The 24,456-nt window shown below is 72.8% G+C and carries 24 protein-coding genes and 1 tRNA gene; 9 read left to right on the top strand and 16 right to left on the bottom strand.

Annotated features, from left to right (window positions below; genetic code table 11):
• Nucleotide 1 precedes the first annotated feature (1 nt).
• Both OG989_RS07435 and OG989_RS07430 read left to right on the top strand, forming a co-directional pair.
• A complete protein-coding gene (locus OG989_RS07435) occupies nt 2–289 on the top strand; it encodes a hypothetical protein (RefSeq protein ID WP_151455324.1) in 288 nt (95 codons plus the stop codon).
• A 7-nt stretch (nt 290–296) separates the two neighbouring features.
• A complete protein-coding gene (locus OG989_RS07430) occupies nt 297–947 on the top strand; it encodes an aminodeoxychorismate/anthranilate synthase component II (protein ID WP_327030074.1) in 651 nt (216 codons plus the stop codon).
• A 21-nt stretch (nt 948–968) separates the two neighbouring features.
• Here the strand turns inward: OG989_RS07430 and OG989_RS07425 are convergent, their stop codons facing one another.
• The 9 genes from OG989_RS07425 to OG989_RS07385 form a co-directional block, all read right to left on the bottom strand.
• Nucleotides 969–1,313 carry a hypothetical protein gene (locus OG989_RS07425; protein WP_327030073.1) on the bottom strand — a complete coding sequence of 115 codons (345 nt, stop codon included), beginning with the start codon at nt 1,311–1,313 and terminating at the stop codon, nt 969–971.
• Nucleotides 1,314–1,404: 91 nt separating this feature from the next.
• On the bottom strand, nt 1,405–2,022 hold the full coding sequence (locus OG989_RS07420; protein WP_327030072.1) for a SanA/YdcF family protein: 618 nt from the start codon (nt 2,020–2,022) through the stop codon (nt 1,405–1,407).
• 182 nt (nt 2,023–2,204) lie between these two features.
• Nucleotides 2,205–4,010 (bottom strand): Stk1 family PASTA domain-containing Ser/Thr kinase, encoded by a 1,806-nt coding sequence (pknB, locus tag OG989_RS07415; RefSeq protein ID WP_327030071.1) that lies wholly within the window; start codon nt 4,008–4,010, stop codon nt 2,205–2,207.
• Entirely contained in the window at nt 4,007–5,425 is a 1,419-nt protein-coding gene (locus OG989_RS07410) for a serine/threonine-protein kinase (RefSeq protein ID WP_327030070.1), read from the bottom strand. The genes pknB and OG989_RS07410 overlap by 4 nt, the downstream gene beginning before the upstream one ends.
• A 1-nt stretch (nt 5,426) precedes the next feature.
• Entirely contained in the window at nt 5,427–6,932 is a 1,506-nt protein-coding gene (locus OG989_RS07405; protein WP_151455328.1) for a peptidoglycan D,D-transpeptidase FtsI family protein, read from the bottom strand.
• A complete protein-coding gene (locus OG989_RS07400) occupies nt 6,929–8,422 on the bottom strand; it encodes an FtsW/RodA/SpoVE family cell cycle protein (protein ID WP_151455329.1) in 1,494 nt (497 codons plus the stop codon). The genes OG989_RS07405 and OG989_RS07400 overlap by 4 nt, the downstream gene beginning before the upstream one ends.
• Before the next feature lie 25 nt (nt 8,423–8,447).
• A complete protein-coding gene (locus OG989_RS07395) occupies nt 8,448–9,890 on the bottom strand; it encodes a PP2C family protein-serine/threonine phosphatase (RefSeq protein WP_151455330.1) in 1,443 nt (480 codons plus the stop codon).
• Entirely contained in the window at nt 9,887–10,372 is a 486-nt protein-coding gene (locus tag OG989_RS07390) for an FHA domain-containing protein FhaB/FipA (protein ID WP_121397334.1), read from the bottom strand. Before OG989_RS07390 ends, OG989_RS07395 begins: the two co-directional genes overlap by 4 nt.
• Before the next feature lie 6 nt (nt 10,373–10,378).
• Nucleotides 10,379–11,167 carry an FhaA domain-containing protein gene (locus tag OG989_RS07385; protein ID WP_151455331.1) on the bottom strand — a complete coding sequence of 263 codons (789 nt, stop codon included), beginning with the start codon at nt 11,165–11,167 and terminating at the stop codon, nt 10,379–10,381.
• A gap of 226 nt (nt 11,168–11,393) precedes the next feature.
• Here OG989_RS07385 and OG989_RS07380 point away from each other — a divergent pair.
• The 3 genes from OG989_RS07380 (at nt 11,394) to OG989_RS07370 (ending at nt 13,464) form a co-directional block, all read left to right on the top strand.
• Nucleotides 11,394–11,479: transfer RNA gene (locus OG989_RS07380), tRNA-Leu, on the top strand.
• Between the two features lie 66 nt (nt 11,480–11,545).
• Nucleotides 11,546–12,661, top strand: a complete 1,116-nt coding sequence (locus OG989_RS07375; RefSeq protein WP_327030069.1) for an NAD-dependent epimerase/dehydratase family protein — start codon at nt 11,546–11,548, stop codon at nt 12,659–12,661.
• Nucleotides 12,658–13,464 (top strand): WecB/TagA/CpsF family glycosyltransferase, encoded by an 807-nt coding sequence (locus OG989_RS07370; protein WP_327030068.1) that lies wholly within the window; start codon nt 12,658–12,660, stop codon nt 13,462–13,464. Before OG989_RS07375 ends, OG989_RS07370 begins: the two co-directional genes overlap by 4 nt.
• Nucleotides 13,465–13,536: 72 nt before the next feature.
• Here the strand turns inward: OG989_RS07370 and OG989_RS07365 are convergent, their stop codons facing one another.
• Nucleotides 13,537–15,399 (bottom strand): S8 family peptidase, encoded by a 1,863-nt coding sequence (locus OG989_RS07365; RefSeq protein WP_327030067.1) that lies wholly within the window; start codon nt 15,397–15,399, stop codon nt 13,537–13,539.
• Between the two features lie 218 nt (nt 15,400–15,617).
• On the opposite strand from OG989_RS07365, the gene OG989_RS07360 reads away from it, so the two are divergent.
• On the top strand, nt 15,618–16,217 hold the full coding sequence (locus OG989_RS07360; RefSeq protein WP_151455335.1) for a hypothetical protein: 600 nt from the start codon (nt 15,618–15,620) through the stop codon (nt 16,215–16,217).
• Here the strand turns inward: OG989_RS07360 and OG989_RS07355 are convergent.
• The 3 genes from OG989_RS07355 to OG989_RS07345 all read right to left on the bottom strand — a co-directional run bounded on the left by OG989_RS07355 (nt 16,185) and on the right by OG989_RS07345 (nt 17,865).
• Nucleotides 16,185–16,592: a hypothetical protein gene (locus tag OG989_RS07355; protein ID WP_151455336.1), complete on the bottom strand. Its 408-nt coding sequence runs from the start codon at nt 16,590–16,592 to the stop codon at nt 16,185–16,187. The genes OG989_RS07360 and OG989_RS07355 overlap by 33 nt on opposite strands.
• 200 nt (nt 16,593–16,792) lie before the next feature.
• Nucleotides 16,793–16,993, bottom strand: coding sequence for a DUF397 domain-containing protein (locus tag OG989_RS07350; protein ID WP_327030066.1), 201 nt, complete (start codon nt 16,991–16,993; stop codon nt 16,793–16,795).
• Nucleotides 16,984–17,865, bottom strand: coding sequence for a helix-turn-helix domain-containing protein (locus tag OG989_RS07345; RefSeq protein WP_151455338.1), 882 nt, complete (start codon nt 17,863–17,865; stop codon nt 16,984–16,986). The genes OG989_RS07350 and OG989_RS07345 overlap by 10 nt, the downstream gene beginning before the upstream one ends.
• Before the next feature lie 627 nt (nt 17,866–18,492).
• Between OG989_RS07345 and OG989_RS07340 the strand changes: the two genes are divergently transcribed.
• Both OG989_RS07340 and OG989_RS07335 read left to right on the top strand, forming a co-directional pair.
• Nucleotides 18,493–18,780 carry a hypothetical protein gene (locus OG989_RS07340; protein WP_151455970.1) on the top strand — a complete coding sequence of 96 codons (288 nt, stop codon included), beginning with the start codon at nt 18,493–18,495 and terminating at the stop codon, nt 18,778–18,780.
• A gap of 100 nt (nt 18,781–18,880) precedes the next feature.
• The gene (locus OG989_RS07335) at nt 18,881–19,336 is read left to right on the top strand and encodes a hypothetical protein (RefSeq protein WP_192581485.1); all 456 of its coding nucleotides are present in this window, start codon (nt 18,881–18,883) and stop codon (nt 19,334–19,336) included.
• Nucleotides 19,337–19,345: 9 nt separating this feature from the next.
• Here OG989_RS07335 and OG989_RS07330 read toward each other — a convergent pair whose 3' ends face one another.
• Nucleotides 19,346–20,137: a PASTA domain-containing protein gene (locus tag OG989_RS07330; protein WP_327030065.1), complete on the bottom strand. Its 792-nt coding sequence runs from the start codon at nt 20,135–20,137 to the stop codon at nt 19,346–19,348.
• A 260-nt stretch (nt 20,138–20,397) separates the two neighbouring features.
• Nucleotides 20,398–21,069 (bottom strand): PASTA domain-containing protein, encoded by a 672-nt coding sequence (locus OG989_RS07325; protein WP_327030064.1) that lies wholly within the window; start codon nt 21,067–21,069, stop codon nt 20,398–20,400.
• Nucleotides 21,070–21,193: 124 nt separating this feature from the next.
• On the opposite strand from OG989_RS07325, the gene OG989_RS07320 reads away from it, so the two are divergent.
• On the top strand, nt 21,194–22,663 hold the full coding sequence (locus OG989_RS07320; protein ID WP_327030063.1) for a hypothetical protein: 1,470 nt from the start codon (nt 21,194–21,196) through the stop codon (nt 22,661–22,663).
• 111 nt (nt 22,664–22,774) lie between these two features.
• On the opposite strand, the gene OG989_RS07315 is transcribed toward OG989_RS07320, so the two are convergent.
• Complete coding sequence (locus tag OG989_RS07315; RefSeq protein ID WP_311410012.1) at nt 22,775–24,253, bottom strand: glutamate--cysteine ligase; 1,479 nt, start codon at nt 24,251–24,253, stop codon at nt 22,775–22,777.
• Nucleotides 24,254–24,456 lie beyond the last annotated feature (203 nt).

Here is a 24,456-nt window from a genome sequence, read left to right as displayed (position 1 = left end):
GGTGTACGGCTGGATCTGGCGCAAGCTCCCCTTCGGGCTGCCCGGCAAGCTCGTCGGCAGCCTGCTGATCACCAGCGCGATGGTGGCCCTGCTCTGGTACGTGGTGTTCCCGTGGGCCGAGCCCCTGCTGCCCTTCGACGACGTGCAGGTCACCCAGGACGCCGGCGATCCCGGCGGCGACTCGGTGCCGGGCGGCGGGGAGAGCGGCGACGCCCCGCCCGGCGACGAGCACGAGTTGCCGTACGACACCGACCAGAACAACACCCCGCCTGCCTCCCCGGACGAGTGAGCCCCTGATGCGTGTCCTGGTGATCGACAACTACGACTCGTTCGTCTTCAACATCGTGCAGTACCTGGGCCAGCTCGGCGTGGACTGCGACGTCCGGCGCAACGACGAGATCGAGGTCGCCGAGGTGGGCAGGGTCGGCGCGGCCGGCGTCCTGCTCTCGCCCGGCCCCGGCAGCCCCGACCGCGCCGGCATCTGCCTCGACGTCATCCGCGCGTACGGGGGCGAGCTGCCGATCTTCGGTGTCTGCCTGGGTCACCAGGCGATCGGTGAGGCATTCGGCGCCACGGTGACCCGCGCCCCCGAGTTGCTGCACGGCAAGACCTCCGAGGTGCGCCACCACGGCACCGGGGTGCTCGCCGGTCTGCCGGACCCGTTCACCGCCACCCGCTACCACTCGCTCGCCGTGCTGCCCGAGACGCTGCCCGAGGAGCTGGAGGTCACCGGCTGGACGGGTTCCGGGGTGGTGATGGCGATGCGGCACCGTACGCTGCCGATCGAGGGTGTCCAGTTCCACCCGGAGTCGGTGCTGACCGAGGGCGGTCACCTGATGCTGGCGAACTGGCTCGCCGCCTGCGGTCACCCGGAGGCGCTGGAGCGGGCCCCGGCGCTGGCCGCCGAGGTGGACGCGCGCCGCCGCGCAGCCTTCGCCACCGCCTGACGGGCGGCCTCTGTCGGATCGTCAGTACTCGTCGTCATCCTGTCGACGGGCGCGCGCGGTCAGGAGTGTGACGGCCAGGACCGTCACCGAGACGACGCCGACGGCCTGACCGATCCGGCCGATGCGCTTCGCGTTGCAGGTCCGGTGCGCCTTCTCCCAGTAGTCCCCGTCCGAGGGGCCTGCCCATAAGTCCAGGTCGAGCCTCAACGCGTTGCCGCAGCTCTTCTGTTCGTGGTCCCCCGGCCCGAGGATGTGGACCGGTAGGGCCAGCAGGAGCACCACCACGGCGCTCCCGAGCCAGGCGACCCGGGTCGGCGTCACCCAGGTGTCGAATCTCGATCTGCCCCGCTCGGTCCCGGCCTTCATCCGGCGATGGTAGAACATCCGATCGCCGCCCCCGGCAAGTCACTCAGCTCGATGCCAGAGGGCCTTCCTGTTACGCCCGCCCACCGCGCGGTCAGCCCGTCAGCGCATCCGCCACGCCGGAGTTCACGGGCGAGCGGACGGCGGGCGGCCTGCCCCGGACCGCGTCCCATGCCGCCTTGCCGCTGGCGAAGTAGTCGCGGACGCCCTTGCCGACGAGCAGGACGGGTCCGCAGCCGGAACAGCGGGCGGTCACCCCGTCGACGTCGAGGCCGAGGTGCCGGCACAGCGTCACCGCGCGGGACAGGTGGTAGGACTGGGTCACGATCAGGGCCCGTTCGACGCCGTACACGTCGCGCGCCCGGGCGCAGGTGTCGTAGGTGTCCAGGCCGAACGGGTCGGCCACGACGCGGCGAGGATCGACGCCGAGCCGCTCGGCCAGGTGGGCGGTCATCGCCGCCGGCTCGTCGCCGGACGTGCCGCCCCCGTCGCCCGACACGAGGACCACCCGGGCCCGCCCGCTCTTCACGAGAGCGGCGGCGGTCTCCAGGCGGCCGGCGAGGCGGTCACCCGGCTGACGGCGGTCCGCCGCCACCGCCGTACCCAGGACGATCACGACGTCGGCGGCGGGCGCGTCGGCCTCGCCGTACAGGTGGCCGCGGGCGGCGGTCGTCGTCCAGAGCCAGGGGAGGCTGGCCAGGAGCAGCCCCACCAGGCCCAGGATCGCCGCGCGGATCAGGCGCCGTCGCCACCGGCTCGAACGGTCCGCCGCACCGGTCGCCGGCCGGCCGTCGTCGATCGGCGGAGGGCGCCGCCCGGCGGCGTCGACAGGGCCCTGACCGGCGGCGTCCGCAGGGTGCCGCCCAGCAGGGTCCTCCGCGCTCACGAGCGGGGTCAGCGCTCGGGCAGGCGGATCGGCGGGGTGGTCGGCAGCGGGAAGCCTCCGCCGCCGCCGTCACCGGGGGTGGTCGGCGTGACGCTGGGCGTCGGGCTCGCCGAGTCGGTGGGCGTCGGCTCGGCCTGCGGCACGGTGACCACGATCGTCACGGTCTTGCCCCTGGCGAGGTTGCTCCCGGCCGGCGGGTCCTGCTTAGTGACCTGGCCGGCCTCCTCCGGCGGCACCTCGCGGCCCCGCTTGACGTCGACCCGGTAGCCCGCCTCGTCCAGCTCCTCCTCGGCGTCGTCCTCGCTGGAGCCGACCACGTTGGGCACCTTGCCGACGTTGCCCCTGGAGACGGTGAGCGTGACCGTGCTCTTCGCGGCGACCTGCTTGCCCTCCCCGGGCGACACATCGAGGACGATACCCGCCTTCTCGGCGTCGTCCCTCTCCTTCTTTTCCACCTTGAAGCCGGCCGCCTCCAGCCGGTTCTTTGCGCCCTCGTAGGTGGAGCCGATGAGGTCCGACGGGATGGCCTTCATCTCCACGCCGCCGCAGACCCGGACGACGACATCGCGGTTCGCCTCCAGGGATGAGTTGGCGGGCGGGTCCTGGTTGACGACCTGGCCCTTCTGGCAGGTGCCGAATACCTGGTCGCCCTCCTTGGGCACCAGGTTGGCCTGCTCGATCCGGGCGAACGCCTCCTGCTGGGTCAAACCGGTCACCGTGGGGACCGTGGCCAGGTCCTCGCCGTCGCGCTGGCTCAGCAGGGCGGCGGCGAGGGCGATCACCGCGAGGACGCCCACCGCCGCGAACGTCGCGATCAGCCAGGAGGACGCCTTCCGACGGCGCGGGTCGCCGACCCGGGCCGGCATCTGCCGGGTCTGCGGGGCGCCGGGGGCGCCCGCGTAGCCGGCGGCGGCCGGAGCGAGCTGCGTCGTCTCCTCCTGCGGCAGCACCGGGGTCGCCATCACCGGGCGGCCGGCGGCCGCGCGGAGCAGGTCGGCCCGCATCTCGCCGGCGCTCTGGTAGCGGTTGAGCGGGTTCTTCGACAGCGCCTTGAGCACGATCGCGTCGACCGCGGGATTCACGTCCGGGTTGATGTCGCTCGGCGTCGGAGGCGTCTCCCGCACGTGCTGGTACGCCACGCTGACCGGGCTGTCGCCGACGAACGGGGGATGCCCGCAGACCAGCTCGAAGAGCACGCAGCCGCCGGCGTAGACGTCGGAGCGGGCGTCGACCGCCTCGCCGCGCGCCTGCTCGGGAGAGAGGTACTGCGCCGTACCGATGACCGCGCTCGTCTGGGTCATGGTGGTGGCGCCGCTGGCCAGCGCCCGCGCGATGCCGAAGTCCATCACCTTGACCTGGCCGGTCTGGGTGAGCATCACGTTGCCGGGCTTGATGTCGCGGTGGATGATGCCGTGCCGGTGGCTGAACTCCAGGGCCGCACACATGTCGGCGCAGATCTCCAGCGCCCGGCGCGGCTGGAGCCGCCCCTCGACGCCCAGCACCTCCTTGAGGGTCCGCCCGTTGACGAACTCCATCACGATGAACGGCAGCGTCTCGCCGGTGGGCGCGGTCTCCTCGCCGGTGTCGTAGACGGCGACGATCGCCGGGTGGTTGAGGGACGCGGCGTTCTGCGCCTCCCGGCGGAACCGCATCTGGAAGGTGGCGTCCCGGGCGAGGTCGGTCCGGAGCATCTTGATCGCGACGTCCCGACCGAGCCGGAGATCACGACCGCGGTGCACCTCGGCCATGCCGCCGTAGCCGAGCAGCTCGCCGACCTGGTACCTGCCACCGAGCAGGCGGGCCTGCGCTGTCATCGCGTCTGTCGTCCTTCGCTCGTCGTCTCGTCGCTGCCCGACCGGGGCAGTTCCTGTCGACGGTACGACGTTCCGGTCGGATCGTCGCGTCCGTCGGGCCACAGCGCGCCGGACGTCACCGTCGGCGGAGTGACCGCGCTCGACTTCGTGCCTTCCCGCAGGTGGTAGGAAATCACGCCGGAGCAGACGAGGACCAGCACGGCCACGAGGATGGCGAGGAACACCATCCCGGGCCGGGACCGCTGCCCACCCGGCTGGTGCGCCGGCGGGACGGCGTGTCCCGCGTACGGCATCGGCCGGGCCTGCGGCACTGGCGCCGCGCCGCGCGGGTAGCCCGTCGGCGCCATCTGCGGGTGCTGGACGGGCGCGGCGGGCGCGACCGAGGTGGGACGGTGGGGCGCGGCGGCCGGCCGGGTGTTCGCCACGGGCGGCCGGTGGGCCGCCATGGGCGGACGAGGCGGCTGCGCGGCGACGTTCGGCTGCCGGTGCGGCGGCGACACCGGCGGACGCGGCGGCGGCACCTGGGCGCGGCCGGGCGGGCCGGCCGGCGACGCCGGAGCGGCGGAGATGGGCTGACCTGCCGCCCGGGCCTGCTGGGAGAGCTGGGCCTTGAGCTGACGGGCGACCCCCGCCAGCGTGGCGGCGCTCGGCCAGCGTGCCGCCGGGTCCTTCGCCAGGGCCCGCTCGACCACCGCCCGGACCTGCGGCGGAATGTCCGCCGGCAGCGGACGGGGCGTCTCCCGCACGTGCCGCATGGCGATGTCGAGGGGATTGTCGCCCTCGAAGGGGCGTCGGCCGGCGAGGCACTGGTAGGCCACCACACCGAGCGCGTAGACGTCGGACGCGGGCGTGGCGACCCCGCCGGTGGCCTGCTCCGGGGAGATGTACGAGGCCGTGCCGAGCACCGAGCCGGCGGCGGTGAGCTGGGCGACCAGCTCCGACCGGGCGATGCCGAAGTCGGTGAGCACCAGGGTGCCGTTGGGCCGGACCAGCAGGTTTCCGGGCTTCACGTCCCGGTGCACGATGCCCTTCACGTGCGCCGCGTGGAGCGCGTCAGCCGCCTGGGCGACGAGCGCCATCGTGCGGGCCGGGGTGAGCCGGCCGACCCGGGCCAGGGTGGCCGACAGCGCGTCGCCCTCGACGTACTCCATGACCAGGAAGGCGATCTGCTGGTCGTTGCCGAAGTCGTAGACGTCGACCACGCCGGGGTGGTTGATCGTGGCCATGGTGCGGGCCTCGCCCCGGAAGCGCTCGGCGAAGTCGGGGTCGTCGAGCAGCGCGGGGAGCAGGCTCTTGACGGCGACCGTACGGCCGAGCACCTGGTCGGTGCCGCGCCAGACGTCACCCATGCCACCGCTGGCGATCCGCTCGTCCAGGCGGTAACGGTTGCCGAGCTGCACCCCGGGGCTCAGCATGTCAGCGGCCCCCGGGGTCGGCGATGGCGGCGCGCATGATCTGCCCGGCGATCCGGGCCGCCTCGGCGCTGCCGCCGGGGCCGGCCTGCTCCAGCATCACGCAGACCGCCGAGACCGGCGTGCCGTTCTTGTCCAGGGCGAAGCCGATGAACCAGCCGTGGTCGGGCCGGTCGGGCGCCGACTGGGCGGTGCCGGTCTTGCCGCCGACCGTGTAGCCCCTGAGCTGCGCGTTCGTGCCGGAGCCGTTCTCGACCACGCTGACCATCATGTCCCGCAGGTCTTTGGCGACCTGGCCGCTGACCGGCTGCCGCAGCTCCCGGGGCTTCGCGGTGTAGTAGCTGGTGGTGCGGTCCGGGGCGAGCAGCTGGCGGACCAGGTACGGCCGCATCTGGCTGCCACCGTTGGCGACGGACGCGGCGATCAGGGCGCCCTGGAGCGGGGTCATCCGCACGTCGCGCTGCCCGATGGAGGACTGGGCCAGCGCGGCCGGGTCGGCCCCGCCGTCGGCGTTCTCCATGCTGCCGGTCCGGCTCGCCGCCACCGGGTGGCCGGCCTCGTTGAGGTGGCCGACGGTGAGGTCCTCCTGCTCGAAGCCGAACTGCCGGGCCTTCTCCTTGATCTTGTCGGCGCCGAGCCGGACGCCCATCTGCGCGAAGCCCGTGTTGCACGACTCGGTCACCGCGTTGATCAGGGTGACCTCGTCCTCGGGGCAGATCGACGGGGCCGCGTTGCGGATCGGCGTGCCCGAGGTCGGCGGGGTCCAGCTGGCCCCTGCCGGGATCCTCGTCTGCTGACCCACGCCGCTTTCCAGCGCCGCGGCGGCCACCACGATCTTGAAGGTGGAGCCCGGGGGCAGCACCTCGCCGAGAGCCCGGTTCTTCAGCGGGCCCGCCGGGTCCTGCTCCAGCTTGTTGTACGCGGCCGTGGCCTCGTTGGTGCTGTGGCTGACCAGCGGGTTCGGGTCGAAGCTGGGCATCGAGACCAGCGCCTGCACCGCCCCCGTACGCGGGTCGACGGCGATCGCCGCGCCCTTGGCGGCGTCGACCCGGTTGTTGCGCAGCTGCTCGAACGCGGTGTTCTGGGCGCCCTTGGAGACCGTCAGCAGGACGTTGCCGCCGCCGGACTGGTCACCGGTGAACATGTCCTTGACCCGGTTGGCGATCAGCGCGTCGCTGGTGCCGGCCAGGAAGTCGTTCTCGAACTTCTCGATGCCGGTCTCGGCGAGATTGACCGGCTTGTAGCCGAGGATGTGGGCGTACCTGGCCCCGCCGGGGTAGCTGCGCTGGAACTTCAGCTCGCCGTCGGTCTCTTTGCTGAGCGCGAAGGCGGTGCCGCCGGCCTCGATGTTGCCGCGCTTGCGCTCGTACTCGGCGACCTGGACCCGACCGTTGTAGTCGCTGGTGCGGTACTCGTCGGCCTTGTAGGCCTGGATCCAGTTCAGGTTCGCAAAGAGCAGGCCGAAGAGAACCATGACGACGACGCCGACGCGGCGCAGGGGTGCGTTCACGGCCTGATCACCTCCGTGGGGGCACCGTGCAGCTGCTCCGGCGGGCCGCCGGACGGTCGGGCCGCCTTGCCGCCACCGCCGGCGACGGGGCGGCGGGCACCGTCGGAGATCCGGAGCAGGGCCGCGATGAGCAGCCAGTTCGCCATCAGCGAGGAACCGCCGGCGGAGAGGAACGGGGTGGTCTGCCCGGTCAACGGGATGAGCTTGCTGATCCCGCCGACGATCACGAAGACCTGGAGCCCGAGAGTGAAGGCAAGGCCGCCGGCCAGCAGCTTGCCGAACGAGTCCCGGACTGCCAGCGCCGCGCGCAGCCCTCGCTCGACGATCAGCAGGTAGACCACGAGCAGGGCGGAGAGGCCGAAGAGGCCGATCTCCTCGCCGATGCCCGCGAAGATGAAGTCGTTCTGCACCTCGGGCAGCAGGCCGGGCTGGCCGCCACCGGGACCCGCGCCGAACAGGCCGCCCGTGCCGAGCGCGAGCAGGCCCTGCACGAGCTGGTAGCCGTCGTTGTAGGGGTCGGCGAACGGGTCCAGCCAGATCTGCGCGCGCAGGTAGAAGTTGGCGAACGGCCCGCCGACCACGTCGCCGAGCACGTACGCCAGGTAGACGCCGCCGAAGAACAGCACCAGACCGATAAGCAGCCAGCTGACCCGTTCCGTGGCGATGTAGAGCGTCACCACGAACATGCCGAAGTAGAGCAGCGAGGTGCCCAGGTCCTTCTCGAAGACGAGAACCAGGACACTGACCAGCCAGACCGCGACCACCGGACCGAGGTCCCGCCCGCGCGGGAAGTCGATGCCGAGGAACCGGCGGCTCGCCAGCGACAACACCTCGCGCTTGCGCACCAGGTAGTAGGCGAAGAAGACCAGCAGGGCCAGCTTCGCGAACTCGCCCGGCTGGATGGAGAAGCTGTCGCCGAACTTGATCCACAGCTTCGCGCCGTTGATCTCGGAGAACCGGCTGGGCAGCACCGCCGGGATCATCACCAGCACGATGCCGGCCAGCCCCAGCGTGTACGCGTAGCGCGACACCGAGCGGTGGTCCCGCATGATGGTGAGCAGCCCGGCGGCGAGGATGACCGAGACGAGCGTCCAGGCGAGCTGCCGGCCGCCCGTGCCGGCGAAGATGGCCAGGTCCTCCCGCTCGGTCGGTGCCGCCTTGCCCAGGTCGATCCGGCGCAGGAAGCCGACCCCGATCCCGTTGAGCAGGGCGACCGCCGGCAGCAGGGCCGGGTCGGCGAAGGGCGCCAGGAACCGGATCACCAGGTGCAGGCCGAGGAACACGGCGGTGAGCGCGGCGGCCGGCATCCAGAAGTCGGCCGTGACGGTGTCGAGCACCTTCGCCTCGACCATCGCCCCGTACGCGGCCACCAGCACCATGGCGACCAGCAGCAACGACAGCTCGGCGTTGCGCCGGGACCGGGCCAGGCGTACGCCGGGCTGCTCGCCCGTGGTGGCGGGCGAGGATGCCGGAATGGCCGCTGCGGTCACGGAACGTCCTCGGATCGAGCCGCGCCTACTCCGGCGACCGGCACGCGGCGGGGTCGAGCGCCGGCGAGTCGGTGTCGGAGGGCGGGGCGTCGGGCGTGGTGGTCGGCGCAGCCGGCGTGCTCGGCCGGCCGCTGACCGGGGCGCTCGCACTCGCGCTGACGGTCGGAGCGGGCGACACCGGGACGGAGGTCGGCGTCGGGACGGTGGTGACGGCCGCGGCGCTCGGACTCGGGCTCGGCGGGCAGATCGGCTTCAGGTTCGGGTTCATCGGGTCGTCGCTGGTCAGCTCGGCCAGTCGACGCTCGGCGTCGGGCTCGCTCTTGGCCGGGATGCCCTGCTTGACCTGCTCCTGGGCGGCCAGCGTCAGGTCCTCCAGGTCCGCTGGGCTCTTGGAGTGCACGGTCGACAGGTTCATCCCGGCGATCTCGCCCTGGATGCCCCGGAACACCGCGACCTGGCCGTTCTCGGTCGCCCCGACGTAGTACTGCCGCTGGGTGTAGCTCCAGCCGCCGAAGACCGCGCCGCCGACGAGGACCAGCAACGCCACCGAGATCGCGGCGGCCCGCACCGGCCGACGCCTCGGGCGCTCCGACTCGTCGTCGGCGCCGGCCGTCGGTTCCTCGGGAACGGGCGGGCGCGGCGCGGAAAGGGCGGACGCGCGGGCGGCCGGCGTGGACACGTCGGCGGAGGTCGCCATGCCCCGGTCCCGGGCGGCGGCGCCGCCGACGATCGGGCTCGCCTCGACGATGTCCTGGTCGGTGGCGTCGGCGATGATCACCGTGATGTTGTCCGGGCCGCCGCCGCGCAGGGCGAGCTGCACCAGCCGCTCCACGCACTGCTGCGGGTCGGTGTATTCGCGCATCGTCTCGCCGATGGTGTCGGCGCTGACCACACCCGAGAGGCCGTCGCTGCAGATCAGGTAGCGGTCGCCGGGGAGCACCTGACGGACGCTGTATTCCGGGTCGATGTCGCGGCCGTCGAGCGCCCGGGTGAGCAGCGAGCGCTGGGGGTGGCTGCTCGCCTCCTCGGCGCTGATCCGGCCCTCGTCGACGAGCATCTGGACGTACGTGTCGTCCTTGGTGATCTGCGCGAACTCACCGTTGCGCAGGAGATAGGCCCGCGAGTCACCGATGTGGACCATGCCCAGCTTGCTGCCGGAGAAGAGGGTCGCGGTGAGCGTGGTGCCCATCCCCTCCAGCTGAGGGTTGGCGTCCACGGTGTCGCGGAGCTGCTGGTTGGCGGTGCCCACGGCCGAACGCAGCGCGTCGACGAGGGCGTCACCTGGGACGTCCTCGTCGAGCGGCGCCATGGCACCGATGACGATGTTGCTGGCGACGTCACCGGCGGCCATGCCGCCCATGCCGTCGGCGACGGCGAGAAGCCGCGGCCCGGCGTAGACGGAATCCTGATTACCGTCTCGGATCAGACCGCGGTCGCTGTGGGCCGCATAGCGCAGGGTCAGAGTCATGGCCGTAATTCGAGAGAAGTGCGGCCGATCCGGATCGGCACGCCGAGGGGGACGGGGGTTGGTCCGGTGACCTTAGCGCGATCCAGGTACGTGCCGTTAGTCGAGCCGAGGTCCTCGACGAACCACTGGCCGTCGCGCGGCACCAGACGGGCGTGCCGCGCCGAGGCGTAGTCGTCGGTGATGACGAGGGTGGAATCCTCCGCCCGGCCGATGGTGATCTGCGCTTCGCCGAGGGTGATCCGGGTCCCGGCCAGTTGGCCGGCGGTTACCACGAGCTGGTGGGCCGCCCTGCCCCGCTTCGCCTTCGTCGGTTTCGCCGCCTGCCCGAGCGAGGCGCCGACGGCCCGGGGGGCGGCCACCAGCCGGCCCGACCGGGCGCCCGCGAACAGGTCCCGGCGGATCACGCCGACCACCGTGAACACGAAGATCCACAGCAGGATGAGGAACCCGAACCGGGCGACGGTGATGACGAGCTCCGGCAAGGCGGGTCAGCCGTCCACGCGGAAGGTCAGCGTCGTGGTGCCGAGCTGGATCATGTCGCCGGGATTGAGCGCGACGGCGGAGACCCGCTGGCCGTTGACCATGGTGCCGTTGGTCGACCCCAGGTCGGTCAGCACGACCTGACCACCGTCGAAGTCCAGCCGGGCGTGTCGCCGCGAGATCCCGACGTCGGGCAGGCGCAGATTGGCCTGGTCACCGCGGCCGATCACGGTCGAGCCCACCTGGAGGGGGTAGGTGCGCCCGTCGCCGGAGACCAGCCGCACGTTGCGGCCGCCGCCGTGGCCGGGCGGAGGACCGTAGCCGCCGCCCTGGTCGTAGGCCGGGTAGGCGGGCGGGCCCGCGTCGTAGCCGGGCGCCGAGACCGGGGCGACCTCGCCGCCGGTGTAGACCTCGGCGGTGACCCGGAACATCCCGGTGTCCAGCCCCTCACCGCGTTCGATCTCGACGATCACGTCGCCGTAGACCGTCCAGGCCTGCTCGCCGATGAACTCCGCCTGCGACTGGGCCAGCTCCTGGGCCAGCGCGGCGGCGTACGGCGCCAGACGACTGTGGTCGTAGGGCGAGAGATCGATCACGTAGCGGTTGGGCACCAACGTGCGCCCACCGGCCAGGATCGCCTTGTGCGCCTCGGCCTCCCGCTGCATGGCGTTGAGGATCTCCACGGGGTGGACCACCCCTTTGAAGACCTTGGCGAAGGCCCCCTCGACCAGGCCTTCCAGACGCTTCTCGAAGCGTTGCAGCACGCTCACCGGCTCCTCCTCGGGTCCCGAGGACATGATGGTATCCGGCCGGCGCGCGCGCAGCTCACACGCCGCTCGGCCGTCTGACGGCGGCCCGTTCGGACGGGCCGATAATGCCGTGCTACTCTTTCGTCCGCCACGAACGGTAACCGCTCCTCGGACGGTAACCGATCGTCACAACGACCACGGACCGGCTAGGATGTCCGAGGCCTGCTGGAGACAGCAGGTCCGGCACAGACTACAGTGTTCGAGGTCAAGCCACGGGGAAGTGGCGGAATGGCAGACGCGCACGGTTCAGGTCCGTGTGCCCGAAAGGGCGTGGGGGTTCAACTCCCCCCTTCCCCACCAATACGCGAGGGCTCCGCAGTGATGCGGGGCCCTCGCGCCGTATCGGGGCGTGCCGTACGTCACGCTATGCTCCGATGGTTTCTGCCTCCGATGGACCAGGAGTGGCGTGTGAGTGTCGCGTTCGTGACCGGGTCGGGCGGTCTGATCGGCTCCGAGGCGGTCCGGCACTTCGCCGGCCTCGGTCTCGAGGTCGTCGGCATCGACAACGACATGCGGCAGGAGTTCTTCGGCGCGGAGGCGTCCACCGCGTGGAACGTCCGCCGGCTGACCGACGAGCTGGGGTCCGCGTACTCGCACCACAGCATCGACATCCGCGACCGGGCCGCGCTGGCCAAGCTGTTCAAGCGGTACGGCACCGACGTCGCCGTGGTGATCCACACCGCCGCCCAGCCGTCGCACGACTGGGCGGTGCGCGACCCGTTCACCGACTTCGACGTGAACGCCGCCGGCACGCTCAACGTCCTGCAGAACGTGCGGGAGCACTGCATCGAGGCGCCGCTCATCCACTGCTCCACCAACAAGGTCTACGGGGACCGGCCGAACAGCCTGCCGCTGGTCGAGCTGGAGACCCGCTGGGAGATCGAGCCGGGGCACGCGTACGAGCAGGGCATCCGCGAGGACATGTCCATCGACGCCTGCCTGCACTCGATCTTCGGCGCCTCCAAGGTGGCGGCCGACGTCATGGTGCAGGAGTACGGCCGCTACTTCGACATGCGGACGGCCTGCTTCCGGGGCGGGACGCTGACCGGCCCGGCGCACTCCGCGACGGAGCTGCACGGCTTCCTCGGCTACGTGATGCGCGCCAACATGGAGCGCCGCACCTACAAGATCTTCGGCTACCAGGGCAAGCAGGTCCGCGACGCCATCCACAGCTCGGACGTGGTCAGCGCGTTCGAGGCGTTCTTCCGCAACCCGCGCTCGGCGGCGGTCTACAACCTCGGCGGCGGCCGGCACTCGAACACCTCCAACCGTGAGGCGTTCGCGCTCGCCGAGCAGATCACCGGCCAGGAGATGGTCACCGAGTACGTCGAGGCCAACCGGATCGGCGACCACAAGTGGTGGATCGGCTCGAACGAGGCCTTCCAGGCCGACTACCCCGAGTGGAAGCAGGTCTACGACGTGCCCATGATCATGCGCGAGATCCACGAGGCCAACGTGGACAAGTGGGTGCCGGGGGCATGACCGGCAGGGGCAAGCGGAACGTCCTCGGGGTCCTGGTCGACGCCACCGACTACGCCGAGGCGACCGAGCAGGTGGTGGCCGCCGCGCAGGAGCGCCGCCCGCTGGCGCTGACGGCGCTGGCCGTGCACGGCGTGATGACCGGGGTGCTCGACCCGGCGCACAACGCCCGGCTGAACTCCTTCGACGTGGTCACCCCCGACGGCCAGCCGGTGCGCTGGGCGCTCAACCTGCTGCACGGCGCGGGGCTGACCGACCGGGTCTACGGCCCGAACCTGACCCTGCACGTGCTCGCCCGGTTCGCCGACGAGGGGCTGCCGGTCTACCTCTACGGGTCGACCGAGGAGACCCTGGCCAGGCTGATCCCGGCGCTGGAGCGGATGTTCCCGGCGCTGAAGATCGCCGGGGTGGAGCCGTCGAAGTTCCGGGCGGTGCAGCCGGGCGAGGACGTGGAGATCGCCGACCGGATCCGGTCCAGTGGGGCCCGGCTCGTGCTGGTCGGGCTGGGCTGCCCGCGCCAGGAGATCTTCACGTACGCCATGCGACCGCTGCTGGACATGCCGCTGATGGCGGTCGGGGCGGCCTTCGACTACCACGCCGGCCTGCTGCGCCAGCCCCCGCCGTGGATGCAGCGGGCGGGCCTGGAGTGGTTCTGGCGCCTCGGTCTGGAGCCCAAGCGGCTCTGGAAGCGCTACGTGATCCTCAACCCGGCCTACCTGACCCGGCTCGCCGGGCAGAAGACGGGGCTGTGGAAGGCGAAGCCGCCGGCCCCGGCCACGGAGCGTCCCGCCAGCTTCTCGGTCTGACCGCCTCCAGCGTCAGAAAGGGCCCCTTCCTATCGCGTACGCGATAGGAAGGGGCCCTTCCTCGCACTCAGGTCAGAGGGTGAGGGTCCAGGTGTTCAGGTAGCCGGTGTCGCCCGAGTAGACGTCGCGCACCCGCAGCTGCCAGGTGCCGTTCGCCGCCTCGCTCGACAGGTTCGCCGTGTAGGTGGCGTTGATGTTGTCCGCGCCGTCGAAGATGCTGCTGTTCTTCAGCCGGTAGGTCGAGCCGTCCGGCGCGACCAGGTCGATGACCACGTCACCGCGGTAGGTGTGCACGATGTTCACCGCGACGGTGGAGGCCGCCGAGGCGTTGCGGGCGCAGCCGGCGATCACGATCGAGCTGCTCACCGCGACGTTCGTGTCCGGGATCGCGAGGTCGGTGCCGTTGGTGCCGGAGCAGCCGCCGCCGGTGCCGGTGACCGTCAGCGAGTAGGTGGCGGTCCTGCTGCCCGAGGCCGCGGTGCCCGTCACGGTCACCGAGTAGGTGCCGGCCGGCGTGCTCGCCGAGGTGCTGATGGTCAGCGCCGAGGAACCACCCGAGGTGACGGTGGCCGGGCTGAACGAGGCGGTCGCCCCGGACGGCAGCCCGCTCGCCGAAAGGCTCACCGACTGGGCGGAGCCGTTGGTCGTGGCGGTGGCGACCGTGGCGGTCACCGAGCCGCCCGGCGCGGTCGAGCCGGACGTCGGCGAGACCGAGACGGAGAAGTCGTCGGTCGGCGGCGGGGTGTCGCCGTTGACGACGTAGAGCAGCTTGTTCGGCGAGCCGGTGCCCGGGTTGGTCACCACGTTGCTGGTGGCGTTGTTCACCAGGTAGTCGCGGACCTGCTGCGGCGTCCAGGCCGGGTTGGCGCTGGCCACCAGGGCCGCGACGCCGACCACGTGCGGGGTCGCCATCGAGGTGCCGCTGATCGTGTTGGTGGCGGTGTCGTTGGTGTACCACGCCGAGGTGATCGACGAGCCGGGCGCGAAGATGTCCAGGCAGGTGCCGATGTTGGAGAACGACGACCGGGCGTCGGTGTTGGTCGTGGAGCCGACGGTGATGCCCTCGGCGGTCCGGGCGGGCGAGGTGTTGCAGGCGTTGCCGCCGGAGTCGTTGCCGGCCGCCAGGCCGTAGCTCACGCCCGAGTTGATGGAGTTGCGCACGGCGGTGTCGAGCGAGGCGTTCGCGCCGCCGCCGAGGCTCATGTTGGCCACGGCCGGCTTGACCGCGTTGGCGGTCACCCAGTCGACGCCGCCGATGACGCCGGCGTTCGTGCCGCTGCCCTGGCAGTTCAGCACGCGTACGCCGACGAGCTGGACGCCCTTGGCCACGCCGTACGCCGAACCGCCGACGGTGCCGGCGACGTGCGTGCCGTGCCCGTTGCAGTCGTCGGCCGAGCCGCCGTCGACGGCGTCGTAGCCGGAGACCGCCCGGCCGCCGAAGTCGCTGTGGCTGAACCGGATGCCGGTGTCGATGATGTAGGCGTGCACGTTGCTCGCCGTGTTCGGGTACGTGTAGGAGCTGTTCAGCGGCAGGGCGCGCTGGTCGATCCGGTCCAGGCCCCAGGAGGGCGGGTTGGTCTGGGTGCCGGCGATGGAGACCGTGTGGTTCTGCTCGACGTACGCCACGGCGGGGTCCGCGGCGATGCGGGCGGCGGCCCTGGCGTCGACCCGGACCTCGAAGCCGCGCAGGGCGGCGCCGTAGGTGCGGGCGACCGCGCCGCCGTGCCGGCCGACCAGCCGCTGCGCGGTGTCACCGACGCTGCTGCGGGCGACCGAGGTGTCCTTGAAGACGACGATGTAGCTGTCGGCCACGGCGGTGGCGCCGCCAGCGGCGCGGATCGTGCCCACCGGTTCGGCGGCCATGGCGGGCGTGGCGGTGGCCACCATGGCCAGCGCGGCCACCCCGACGAGTACGGACCTGCGTGGAAGACCCATCTTCTACTCCCTCCGACCGGCACCGACCGTCCAACTGTTCGAGACGAGTGAATCGATGAATGCCGATCAAGCTGAGGGTAGGGGGGCGCAAACGGGAATTCAAACATGTCGACTTCCCCATACCACCGGAGGGATGACCCCCTAAGGGCGGCGGCTGCGGGACGAACCGGGGACCTGCCCGGATTCACGGTCGTCGAAAACGGGCAAGGCTGTCGGTCATGGAGATTCACCTGACCGTGCTGCTGTCGCTGGCCGCCGTCTGGCTCGTCGCCGGCTGGCTCGCGGACGGGCTGCCCCGGCTGGACCACGCCCGGGCCCTGCGCCGGCGTACCGGATGGGTGCTCGCCCTGACGCTGACCGGCCTGGGCCTGACGGCCGCCGTGCTCGGCGCGGGGCTCTCCAGCGCCGGCACGACCCCCGCGGACCGGGCGGCCGCCGGCCTCGCCCTCGCCGCCGCCCCCGCGCTCGTGGTCGCGGCCTGCACGGTGCGCCGGGTACGCCGACTGCGGGCGGGCGCGGGCGCGCTCTCGTCGGCCCCGGGCACCCCGGCGCCGCACGGCCTGCGGGCCTCCGCCGCGCACCCGCTGATCGGGCTCCCGGTGCAGGTCACCGGGCTGGCGATCCTGCCCGCGGTGGCTGCGGCGAGCGCCCCGGACCTGCTCTCCGGACCCGGCGTGGCCGGGCCGGCGGTCACCCTGGGCGTGCTGGGCGTCGCCGCCATCGGCGTACGCCACGCCCTGCGGCACAGCCGGCTCGTGGAGCGGGCCGTGCCGGTACGGCCCGCGTCACCGCGAGCGGCCGGGGCCCTGCACGTATAGCAGTTCCAGGATCGCCCGGGTCGCCTCGAACCAGCGGTCGAGCCAGCCGGGCGGCGGGACGCTGCCCTTCGGCGGCAGCTCCATCAGCAGCCCGCGCAGCAGCGGATGGTCGACCAGTGACTCGGCCGGCTCCACCGACCAGCTGCCGGGCGGGAACGACGGCTCGGTCAGCGGGTTGGGGTCCAGCGAGGGCAGGGAGAGCGGCGGACCGGGCTGCTCCGGCGGCGCGGCCGGGCTCTCCCGGCCACCCATCTCGGTGTCGGTCGACACCACCTCGGTGAGGACGGTGTCCCGCCGTGCCCCCCGGTACTTGCCCCCGAACCGTTCCGGCTTGCCCGGCCCGTTGGTGAGGTTGTCCGAACCGATCGTCGTCATCCGTCTCGCCTGCCTCGCTCGGTTGCCGATCCCGGCGGCGGCTCGTCGACCACCGCCGTGCCGAGGGGTACAACGACACGGGACCCGATGTGGCGACGCCGACGGCGGGACGACTTCGCGGCCGGTCCGGACGCGGGCACGACGATGCCCCCGCCCGGCTCCACTGCCGGGCGGGGGCATCCCGTCACGTTCCGGTCCCGTCAGCCCCTGTCGAACACACCGCCCCTGGCGCCGGCGACGAAGGCGTGCCAGCCACCCGGGGAGAAGACCAGGGCCGGGCCCGTCTTGTCCTTCGAGTCCCGCACGCCGACCGCCCCCGTCACGTACGCCACCTCCACGCAGTTGTCGCAGTTCGGCCCGCTCTTCGAGCTCTTGAACCACGCCGCCTGCGTCAGGTCCACGGGGAACCTTTTGGTCGCCCTTTCCACATCGGCTCCTCTGCCAGTTTCGCGATGTGTGCGATGGACTCCTCAGGACGAATGGCCGCCGCTCGGATGTGATCGAAGATGAAGCTGTACTTCTGCAGTTCGTCACTCTTCTCCAGGAAGAGCCCACCCGTGGCATTCTCCGCGTACACGACATCCGGATCACCGGGCTCAGGGAAGCTGAGGATCGTGAAGGTGCCGTCCATGCCGGCGTGCGCCCCTACCGCGAAAGGCAGGATCTGGAGCGTCACGTTCGGCAGTTCCGCCACCTCGACCAGGTGTTTCAGCTGGTCACGCATTACCTCGTCCCCGCCCACCGGACGGCTCACCACCGCTTCATCGAGCACCACCCACAGATCGACCGGATCATCCTGCGTCAACAACGACTGACGGCCCAGACGGACACGCACCCGTTGCTGCACCTGTTCGGGAGTGAAGTCGGGCCGGGCGGCCCGGATCATCGCGCCCGCGTAGTCCTCGGTCTCCAGCAGCCCGGGCACCACCTGCTGCTCGTACGCCCGGATCGAACCGGCCGCCGCCTCCAGCCCGACGTACGCGCCGACCAGCACCGTGCTGTAGGGGTGCCACCAGCCCTTCTGCCGCGCCTCGCGGGCGATCTGCACCAGCTCGTCGCTCTCGGCACCCACCACGCCGTAGATCCGCAGCATGTCCCGCACGTCGCGTGGCGTCGCGGTGGTGTGGCCGGTCTCGATCCGCGAGACCTTCGACGCCGAACACTCCAACTGCTCGGCGACCGCCTCTATGGTGATGCCGGCCCCCTCCCGCTGCCGGCGCAGTTCGGCGCCTAGGCGACGCCGCCGGATGGTGGGGCTGCGCCGCTCGCTCACGACACGACCCCGCCCGCTGGTCGGAACCACCGCCTGTCAGGCCTCACCCGGTCCACCTCCGCCTCGCCGTGCGCCACTGTCGTCACCCGCCAGGGGCGCGACCGTCGTACGGCGGGCGTCGTTCGCGGCGTGGGGTGGTGCCGGTCATCGGCCGGCCGCGACGGGCGAAACCGGCTCCCAGTGTGCCGGGCATACGTGAACGGCTTCAAGCGCTGCTTTGCACGAGCCGCTCACGTATCGGCAAAAGTCGACGTGCAACTTGCATGAAGCACGTCGCTGATGCACTCTGTCCGTATGGCACGGGTTACTCACCGTCTCCGTCCGCTTCCTCGCCGTGGTGACCCCACGGACCGCGGGACGCGCGGCGGTGGGACCGCCCGGCAGTCGACAACCAGACCTGCCCCGGGTTGATGACCTCGCCGCTGCACGCCAGTTGGCTGCGGCGGCGGGAGCGGTACCCGGAGTAGCCGAGTGATGGTCGGGTGGCGGTTCGCCACCAGCGGATACGGCCCGACCACCACCGCCCGCAGCACCGGTCCACGAGGCACGACCCCGCCACCGGGCCATCGACGTCCCCCGACCCCCACCGCCGGCCCCTCGGCCGGCCGACCCTTCCCAGGAGCCCATGTGCTTCCCCGCTCCGGTGACGTACTGCACGTGACTCGCGCGGCGAGTGTCCAGTTCCTCAGGCCCATCATGTTCCGGGTCATCCGGGTGCTGGACTGGCCGACCTACGACGGCTGGATCTGGCTCGAAGGCTACGAGTTGAACGCATCGGGGGACGCGGTCAGCCGGCGGTCGATCTTCGTCCAGCGGGAGGGGCTGCGCCACCTGCGCTCGGCCCCCGAGCCGCGTCCGCACACCGTGCGGGCGCCGCGCCGGCCCGCCGCCCGCACCCCGGTCCGGGTGGGCTGACCTGCGCGATCGGCAGTCGAGGGGCATGCCGTCGCCATAAGATGAGGTACGCCCACCCCGGCACGTTTCCACCCCGCGCGTCCAGGACCCCGAACCTGGGATGGCCATGGTCAATCAGCCCGCCGCGCGGCGGCACCACCGCTCCCGTATCGCCTACGCCTTCGGACTACTGGCGCTGATCGGCGCCGCCACCACACTGGTGGTCGTGGTCCGCGATCCCGCCCTCTCGTCCACCACACGGCTGACCACCCCGGTCCCGGCACCGGAGATCACCGTGGTGGACGAGGACCCGCCCTACGGCGACGACGTGCCGGACGCCCTCGACCCCCCGTACGCACTGACCGGGCCGAGGGAACCGGAAGCGCTCGGCGCCGCGGGCGACTCCGGACCCGCAGCCGGGGCGGGGGTTCCCACGGGCTCCCCGGACGGTGCGGCACACGCCGCCCGCCCCGCACCCGACGACGTCCGCCGTTCCCTCTTCTGGTCCGGCATCTTCGGACTGGCCATCTCGCTGGCCGGGCTCGGCATGGTCGGAACGAGACGACGCATGTGGTGACGCGGCGGCTCACCGGGTGACGGTCGGTTCGACCGACGGCGTGACCTCGCCGGTCGGCGAGGCGGCGTCGCGAGCCACCACCAGCGTGACCTCCTCGTCCGCCGGCACCAGCTCCCCCGCCGCCGGCTCGGTGCGGATCACCGTGCCGGCCGGACGGTCCGACGTCTCGTACTCGACCCGGTGGTCCAGCCCGACGTCGTCCAGGATGGCCTGCGCCGTCTCCAGCGGCAGGTTCACCACCGGCGGCATCGGCAGTTCGGCCGGCTCCGAGGGCGTCGGGGACGCCGAGGGCGACGAGCTGGTGGGGGCCGCCGAGGTCGGCGCGGCGGTGGTCGGCGACGCGCGGGTCACCGACGGCGACGGCGACGGCTCCGGCCCGCTCGGACCGTCGTCCGCCGACTGGAGGGCCAGCCACAGCCCGGTGCCGAGCAGGCCGAGCAGCAGCAGCACGATCACGCCCCACAGGATCGGCAGCCACCAGCGCCGCGAGTCCTGCTCCTCGGCGTACCACTCGGCCTCCGGCTGGTCGGCCGGCCCGCCGGGGCGCACCTCCGCCCGGCCGGACCATGCCGCCGGCCCGGACCGCTCCGGCGGCACGGCAGCCGTACGGTCCAGCGGGGCGGTGCCGTCGCCGGGCATCGGCCGGGTGGCGTCGCCGGCGTCCGGGGCGCTCCGGTCGGGGCGGGGCAGCGGCTGCGTACGGTCGGGTTCCGGCCCGGCCGAGGGATCGCCCGACGGAGGCAGCGGGCGGGTCCGGTCGTCGTGTTCCCCGGCGGGCGGCTCCCGGCGGTCGTCGCTCATGCCGGCACTCCGCTCCGCTGCGTGCCGACCTGAGGCACCACCGCACCATGCCGATGATTCGCTCGCTGACGCTCACTCATGCCCGGCACTCCGCTCCGCTGCGTGCCGACATGAGGCACCACCGCACCGTGCCGACGATTCGCTCGCTGACGCTCACTCATGGCGCGTCCTCTCCCGGCCCGGGCGGGCGTCGCGGGCCCTGACCGCCAACCTAGCGGTCCCGGAGGCCATCGGCCGGGATCAGCGTGTCGGACGCTCCGTCACGGCGTCGGGGAGGGCGAACCGTCGTCCTCCGGCGCGTCGCCGCACCAGATCGACACCTGGTCGTTCCACCGGCCCGCACCGTCGCCGGCCGGATCCTGGCGGCTGACCTTGCCGGTTTTGCCCGTCCGGTACTGCGGGTAGAAGCCCTCGTCGACCAGCTCGTCCGCCGCGTCGTCGCAGTCGTCGCCCACCACGTCCGGCACGGTGGCGGCCGGGGCCGGACCGCTCACGTAGAGCGTCACGGTGCGCCCGGGCTGCACCTCGGTGCCCACCTCCGGGGAGGTTCGCTCCACGGTCGTCCCGGTGCCACGGCCGAAGACGAGCCGCCAGCCCAGCCGCTTCTCGCGGAGCTCCTCGCGGGCGTCCGTGAAATCCTCGCCGACGAGCGGCGGGACCGTCAGCCCGGCGGAGCGGCTCGGTGCGGTCGTCCGGGGAGCCGCCGCCGGCGCGGACCGGCCCGGGGTCGATCGGGTCGCGGCGGGCGTGCTGGTGGCGGGCAGACCCTCCGCCGCCGTCGGCGGGGCCGACGGGTCGTCCTCGCCGGCCAGGAGCCAGCCGCCGGTCGCGCCGACGGCAGCGAGCAGCACGACGGCCAACCCGCCCCTGAGCAGCAGCGTCGACCGGTCCGGCCCGGCGTCGTCCCGCGCGCCCGTGTCCCCGTCCGTCATACGCCCACCCCGCCTCGATCACCGGCGACCGTACCCGCTCCCGTCAACGCCGGCGTCATCGCGGTCGCCCGGGCCGGACCTCCACGACTCGCCGCGCCGACCACGGGACGTTACGCTCCCCGGCATGGCCAGACGAGGCTGGGGAGGATCGATCGCGATCGCGGTCGGCGTCGCTGCCGGCGCGGGCGCGGCCCAACTGGGCTTCGGCTACGGGCTGGGCATCATCAACTGGGCGCCGGCGGACGCGACCGCCGGCGCGACCGCCTGGGTGGCGGGCCTGATCTGGGCCACCTGGATCGCGGCCACCTCGACGGTCTTCGGCGCGGTCTGCGCGCAGCGGCTGCGCGACCGCGCCCCGGCACCGGACACCGGTCCCGCCGACGCGGCTCCGGCCGGACCGGGTGGCGGCGCCCTCGGCTCCGCCGCGCTCGCCGTGGCCGCCGGGGTGGGCGCACTGATCACCGTGCTGCTGGTGGCCGTACCGGCCCGGCAGGCGGTGGCGGTGGCCGACACCGGTTCGCCCCGGAACGTCGCGGCCGCCTACGCGGCGGTCGGCGTGCTGGTCGGCGTGCTGACGGCGGCCTGGGCGCTGCGCTCGCGGGCCGCCGCGAACAACGTGCTCGCCACCGTCGGCTGGCTCTGGCTGCTCGCCGTGATCGCCGTCGTGGACGGCGTGCTGGCCGGGCGCGGCCTGACCAGCGCCCAGCTCGGCATCTGGCAGCTCGGCCCCGACGACGGGCGGTACTGGATCCGCGACTACTTCTACTGGCCGGGGGCGCTGCTGTCCCTCGGTTCCGCGCTGGTGATCGGTGCCCTCGCGGCCCGCCGGGACGCCCGGGACCCCGATCACCGGGTCGGGGCGGCCGTCTCGGGTGCGGCCGGGCCGCTGCTCGTCGCGACCGCGTACTTCCTGGCGGTGCCGAGGCTGACCGCGATCAGCCCGGAGCAGGTGTCGGCGCACCTGATCGCGCCGTACGCGGTGATCGTCGGGGTCGGCGGCGCCGTCCTGGTCACCGTCCTCGCCCAGCGGGCCGCCCGACGGGCCGCGGCCCGGGGGCCGGTGCGGGTCCCCCGCCAACGCACCGGCGAGCCCGCCGACCACCCGGGCGACCCGGGGCGGCAGACCCCTCCGGTCGGCGGCACCGACGGCGACGCCCCGGCGACGCCGGACCGCAGCGACACCCGCACGACGCCGGGCGGCAGCGACGCCTCCGCCAGGTCGGGCGACAGTGACACCTTCACCGGGCCGGGCGGCAGCGACGCCTTCACCAGGCCGGGCGACAGTGACGCCTTCACCGGGTCGGGCGGCAGCGCGCCGGGCGGGGAGCCCGTCGCGGCGGGCGGAGGAGCGTTCCCCGCCGACCGTGAACCGGCGCCGGTCCCCGCCTCCGCGAGACTCGCGGCGGCGTCCGGCACGCCAGCCGGGGAGCCGGCCGCGTCCGGTACGCCGGCCGGGAAGCCGACCGCTTCGGCCCCCGGGGACGGCACGTTGGCGTCGGCGACGACCGGGGAGCCGGCCGTGCCGGCCGCCGACGATCCGGCGGAACCGCAGGCCACCGGCCGCCGATCCCGCTCCGGCCGCCGCACCCGCTGACCGGCGGCCGGGCGGCGTTGGCCACTCCCACCCCGGCCCACTGAGGGGCCTCACCGCCGCACTCCACCCCGGCCCGCTGAGGCGCGTCACCGCCTCGGGGCGCCGGGACGGTCAGTCGACGGGCCAGGTGTGCACGGGCTCGTTGCTGCGTTGCAGCTCGGCGTAGCGCTGCACCATGTGGTGCAGGGCGGCGCCCCGGTCCATGCCGCGGTGCCGCTCGGCCGCCCAGACCGCCTCGGTCTGCCAGACCGCGCCGTTGCGGCCCGTACGGCAGCGCTGCTCGATGATGCCGAGCAGCCGGTCGCGTTCGGCCGGGGACACCCCGAACCGGTCGAGCCCGGCGGCCGCCTTGGGCAGCAGGACGTCCAGGACCAGCTTGGTCACCGGCACCTCGCCGAGGCGGGGCCAGTGCAGGACGGCGTCCATGCCGCGCCGGGCGGCGGCGTGGAAGTTCTCCTCGGCGGAGCTGAAGGTGAGCTGACTCCAGATGGGCCGGTCGGACTCCGCCAGCCCGCGCGCCAGCCCGAAGTAGAAGGCGGCGTTGGCCAGCATGTCGACCACGGTCGGGCCGGCCGGCAGCACCCGGTTCTCCACCCGCAGGTGCGGGCGGCCGTTCATGATGTCGTAGACCGGCCGGTTCCACCGGTAGACGGTGCCGTTGTGCAGGCGCAGCTCGCCCAGCTCCGGCACGCCGCCGCCGTGCAGGACCTCGACCGGGTCCTCGTCCTCGCAGATCGGCAGCAGCGGCGGGAAGTAGCGGACGTTCTCCTCGAAGAGGTCGAAGATCGAGGTGATCCAGCGTTCGCCGAACCAGACCCGGGGTCGTACGCCCTGCGCCTTCAGTTCGTCCGGCCGGGTGTCGGTGGCCTGCTCGAACAGGGCGATGCGGGTCTCCGCCCAGAGCTGCCGCCCGTAGAGGAAGGGCGAGTTGGCCCCGACGGCCACCTGCACCCCGGCGATGGCCTGGGAGGCGTTCCAGTAGTCGGCGAAGCTGTCCGGGGCGACCTGGAGGTGGAACTGGAGGCTGGTGCAGGCGGCCTCGGGGGCGATCGAGTCGGTGTGGGTCTGGAGGCGTTCGACGCCTCGGATGTCGAGCTCGATGTCCTCGCCCCGGGCGCCGACGATCTGGTCGTTGAGCACCCGGTACCGCTCGTTGGTGGAGAGGTTGTCCTCGACGAGGTGACGCTCGGTGAGGGTGGGCAGGATGCCGACCAGGACGATCTTCGCGTCCGACTTGGCGGCCCGCTCGTCGGCGCGGGAGAGGCTGCCGCGCAGGTCCTGCTCGTAGTCGGCGAAGCCGTCGCCCTCGATCAGCCGGGGCGGCGCGTTCAGCTCCAGGTTGAACTGGCCCAGCTCGGTCTGGAAGAGCGGATCGGCGATGTCGGCGAGGATCTGGTCGTTGCGCATCGCCGGCTCGGCCGCCGAGTCGACCAGGTTCAGCTCGATCTCCAGCCCGGTCATCGGCCGGTCGGCGTCGAAGCCGAAGTCGTCCAGCATCAGGGCGAAGACGTCCAGGCACCGCCGGACCTTCTGTCGGTAGCGGACCCGGTCCTCCCGGGAGAAGGCGCCCTGCTCGACGTCCCTGCCCATGTTTCCTCCCGGCGCGAGGCGCAGTCGGACCGTACCGGCCCGGTAAGCGCGTGGTGAACCCCTCCACGTTAGGAGTGTCGGCATCGCCGGGACCAGAGGAGGTCGCGGCGGTCCCACGGCCGGGACGACCGTACTCCGGTCGGCGGACGCGCTCCCGGCGGCATCTCTACCCAGCCGGCGCTGCCCGGCACCAGATCGGTCCG

Origin of the sequence: Micromonospora sp. NBC_01740, from assembly GCF_035920365.1 — a bacterium.
GTDB lineage: Bacteria > Actinomycetota > Actinomycetes > Mycobacteriales > Micromonosporaceae > Micromonospora > Micromonospora reichwaldensis.
This window is presented reverse-complemented; position numbering and strand designations above follow the sequence as displayed.

Coding starts and splice junctions, on each gene's coding strand:
- OG989_RS07320 (WP_327030063.1), top strand. CDS start 21,194: ATGGCCAGACGAGGCTGGGGAGGATCGATCGCGATCGCGGTCGGCGTC.
- OG989_RS07360 (WP_151455335.1), top strand. CDS start 15,618: ATGGAGATTCACCTGACCGTGCTGCTGTCGCTGGCCGCCGTCTGGCTC.
- OG989_RS07425 (WP_327030073.1), bottom strand. CDS start 1,313: ATGAAGGCCGGGACCGAGCGGGGCAGATCGAGATTCGACACCTGGGTG.
- OG989_RS07375 (WP_327030069.1), top strand. CDS start 11,546: ATGCTCCGATGGTTTCTGCCTCCGATGGACCAGGAGTGGCGTGTGAGT.
- OG989_RS07330 (WP_327030065.1), bottom strand. CDS start 20,137: ATGAGCGACGACCGCCGGGAGCCGCCCGCCGGGGAACACGACGACCGG.
- OG989_RS07385 (WP_151455331.1), bottom strand. CDS start 11,167: ATGTCCTCGGGACCCGAGGAGGAGCCGGTGAGCGTGCTGCAACGCTTC.
- OG989_RS07365 (WP_327030067.1), bottom strand. CDS start 15,399: ATGGGTCTTCCACGCAGGTCCGTACTCGTCGGGGTGGCCGCGCTGGCC.
- OG989_RS07395 (WP_151455330.1), bottom strand. CDS start 9,890: ATGACTCTGACCCTGCGCTATGCGGCCCACAGCGACCGCGGTCTGATC.
- pknB (WP_327030071.1), bottom strand. CDS start 4,010: ATGACAGCGCAGGCCCGCCTGCTCGGTGGCAGGTACCAGGTCGGCGAG.
- OG989_RS07410 (WP_327030070.1), bottom strand. CDS start 5,425: ATGCTGAGCCCCGGGGTGCAGCTCGGCAACCGTTACCGCCTGGACGAG.
- OG989_RS07335 (WP_192581485.1), top strand. CDS start 18,881: ATGGCCATGGTCAATCAGCCCGCCGCGCGGCGGCACCACCGCTCCCGT.
- OG989_RS07370 (WP_327030068.1), top strand. CDS start 12,658: ATGACCGGCAGGGGCAAGCGGAACGTCCTCGGGGTCCTGGTCGACGCC.
- OG989_RS07315 (WP_311410012.1), bottom strand. CDS start 24,253: ATGGGCAGGGACGTCGAGCAGGGCGCCTTCTCCCGGGAGGACCGGGTC.
- OG989_RS07355 (WP_151455336.1), bottom strand. CDS start 16,592: ATGACGACGATCGGTTCGGACAACCTCACCAACGGGCCGGGCAAGCCG.
- OG989_RS07430 (WP_327030074.1), top strand. CDS start 297: ATGCGTGTCCTGGTGATCGACAACTACGACTCGTTCGTCTTCAACATC.
- OG989_RS07325 (WP_327030064.1), bottom strand. CDS start 21,069: ATGACGGACGGGGACACGGGCGCGCGGGACGACGCCGGGCCGGACCGG.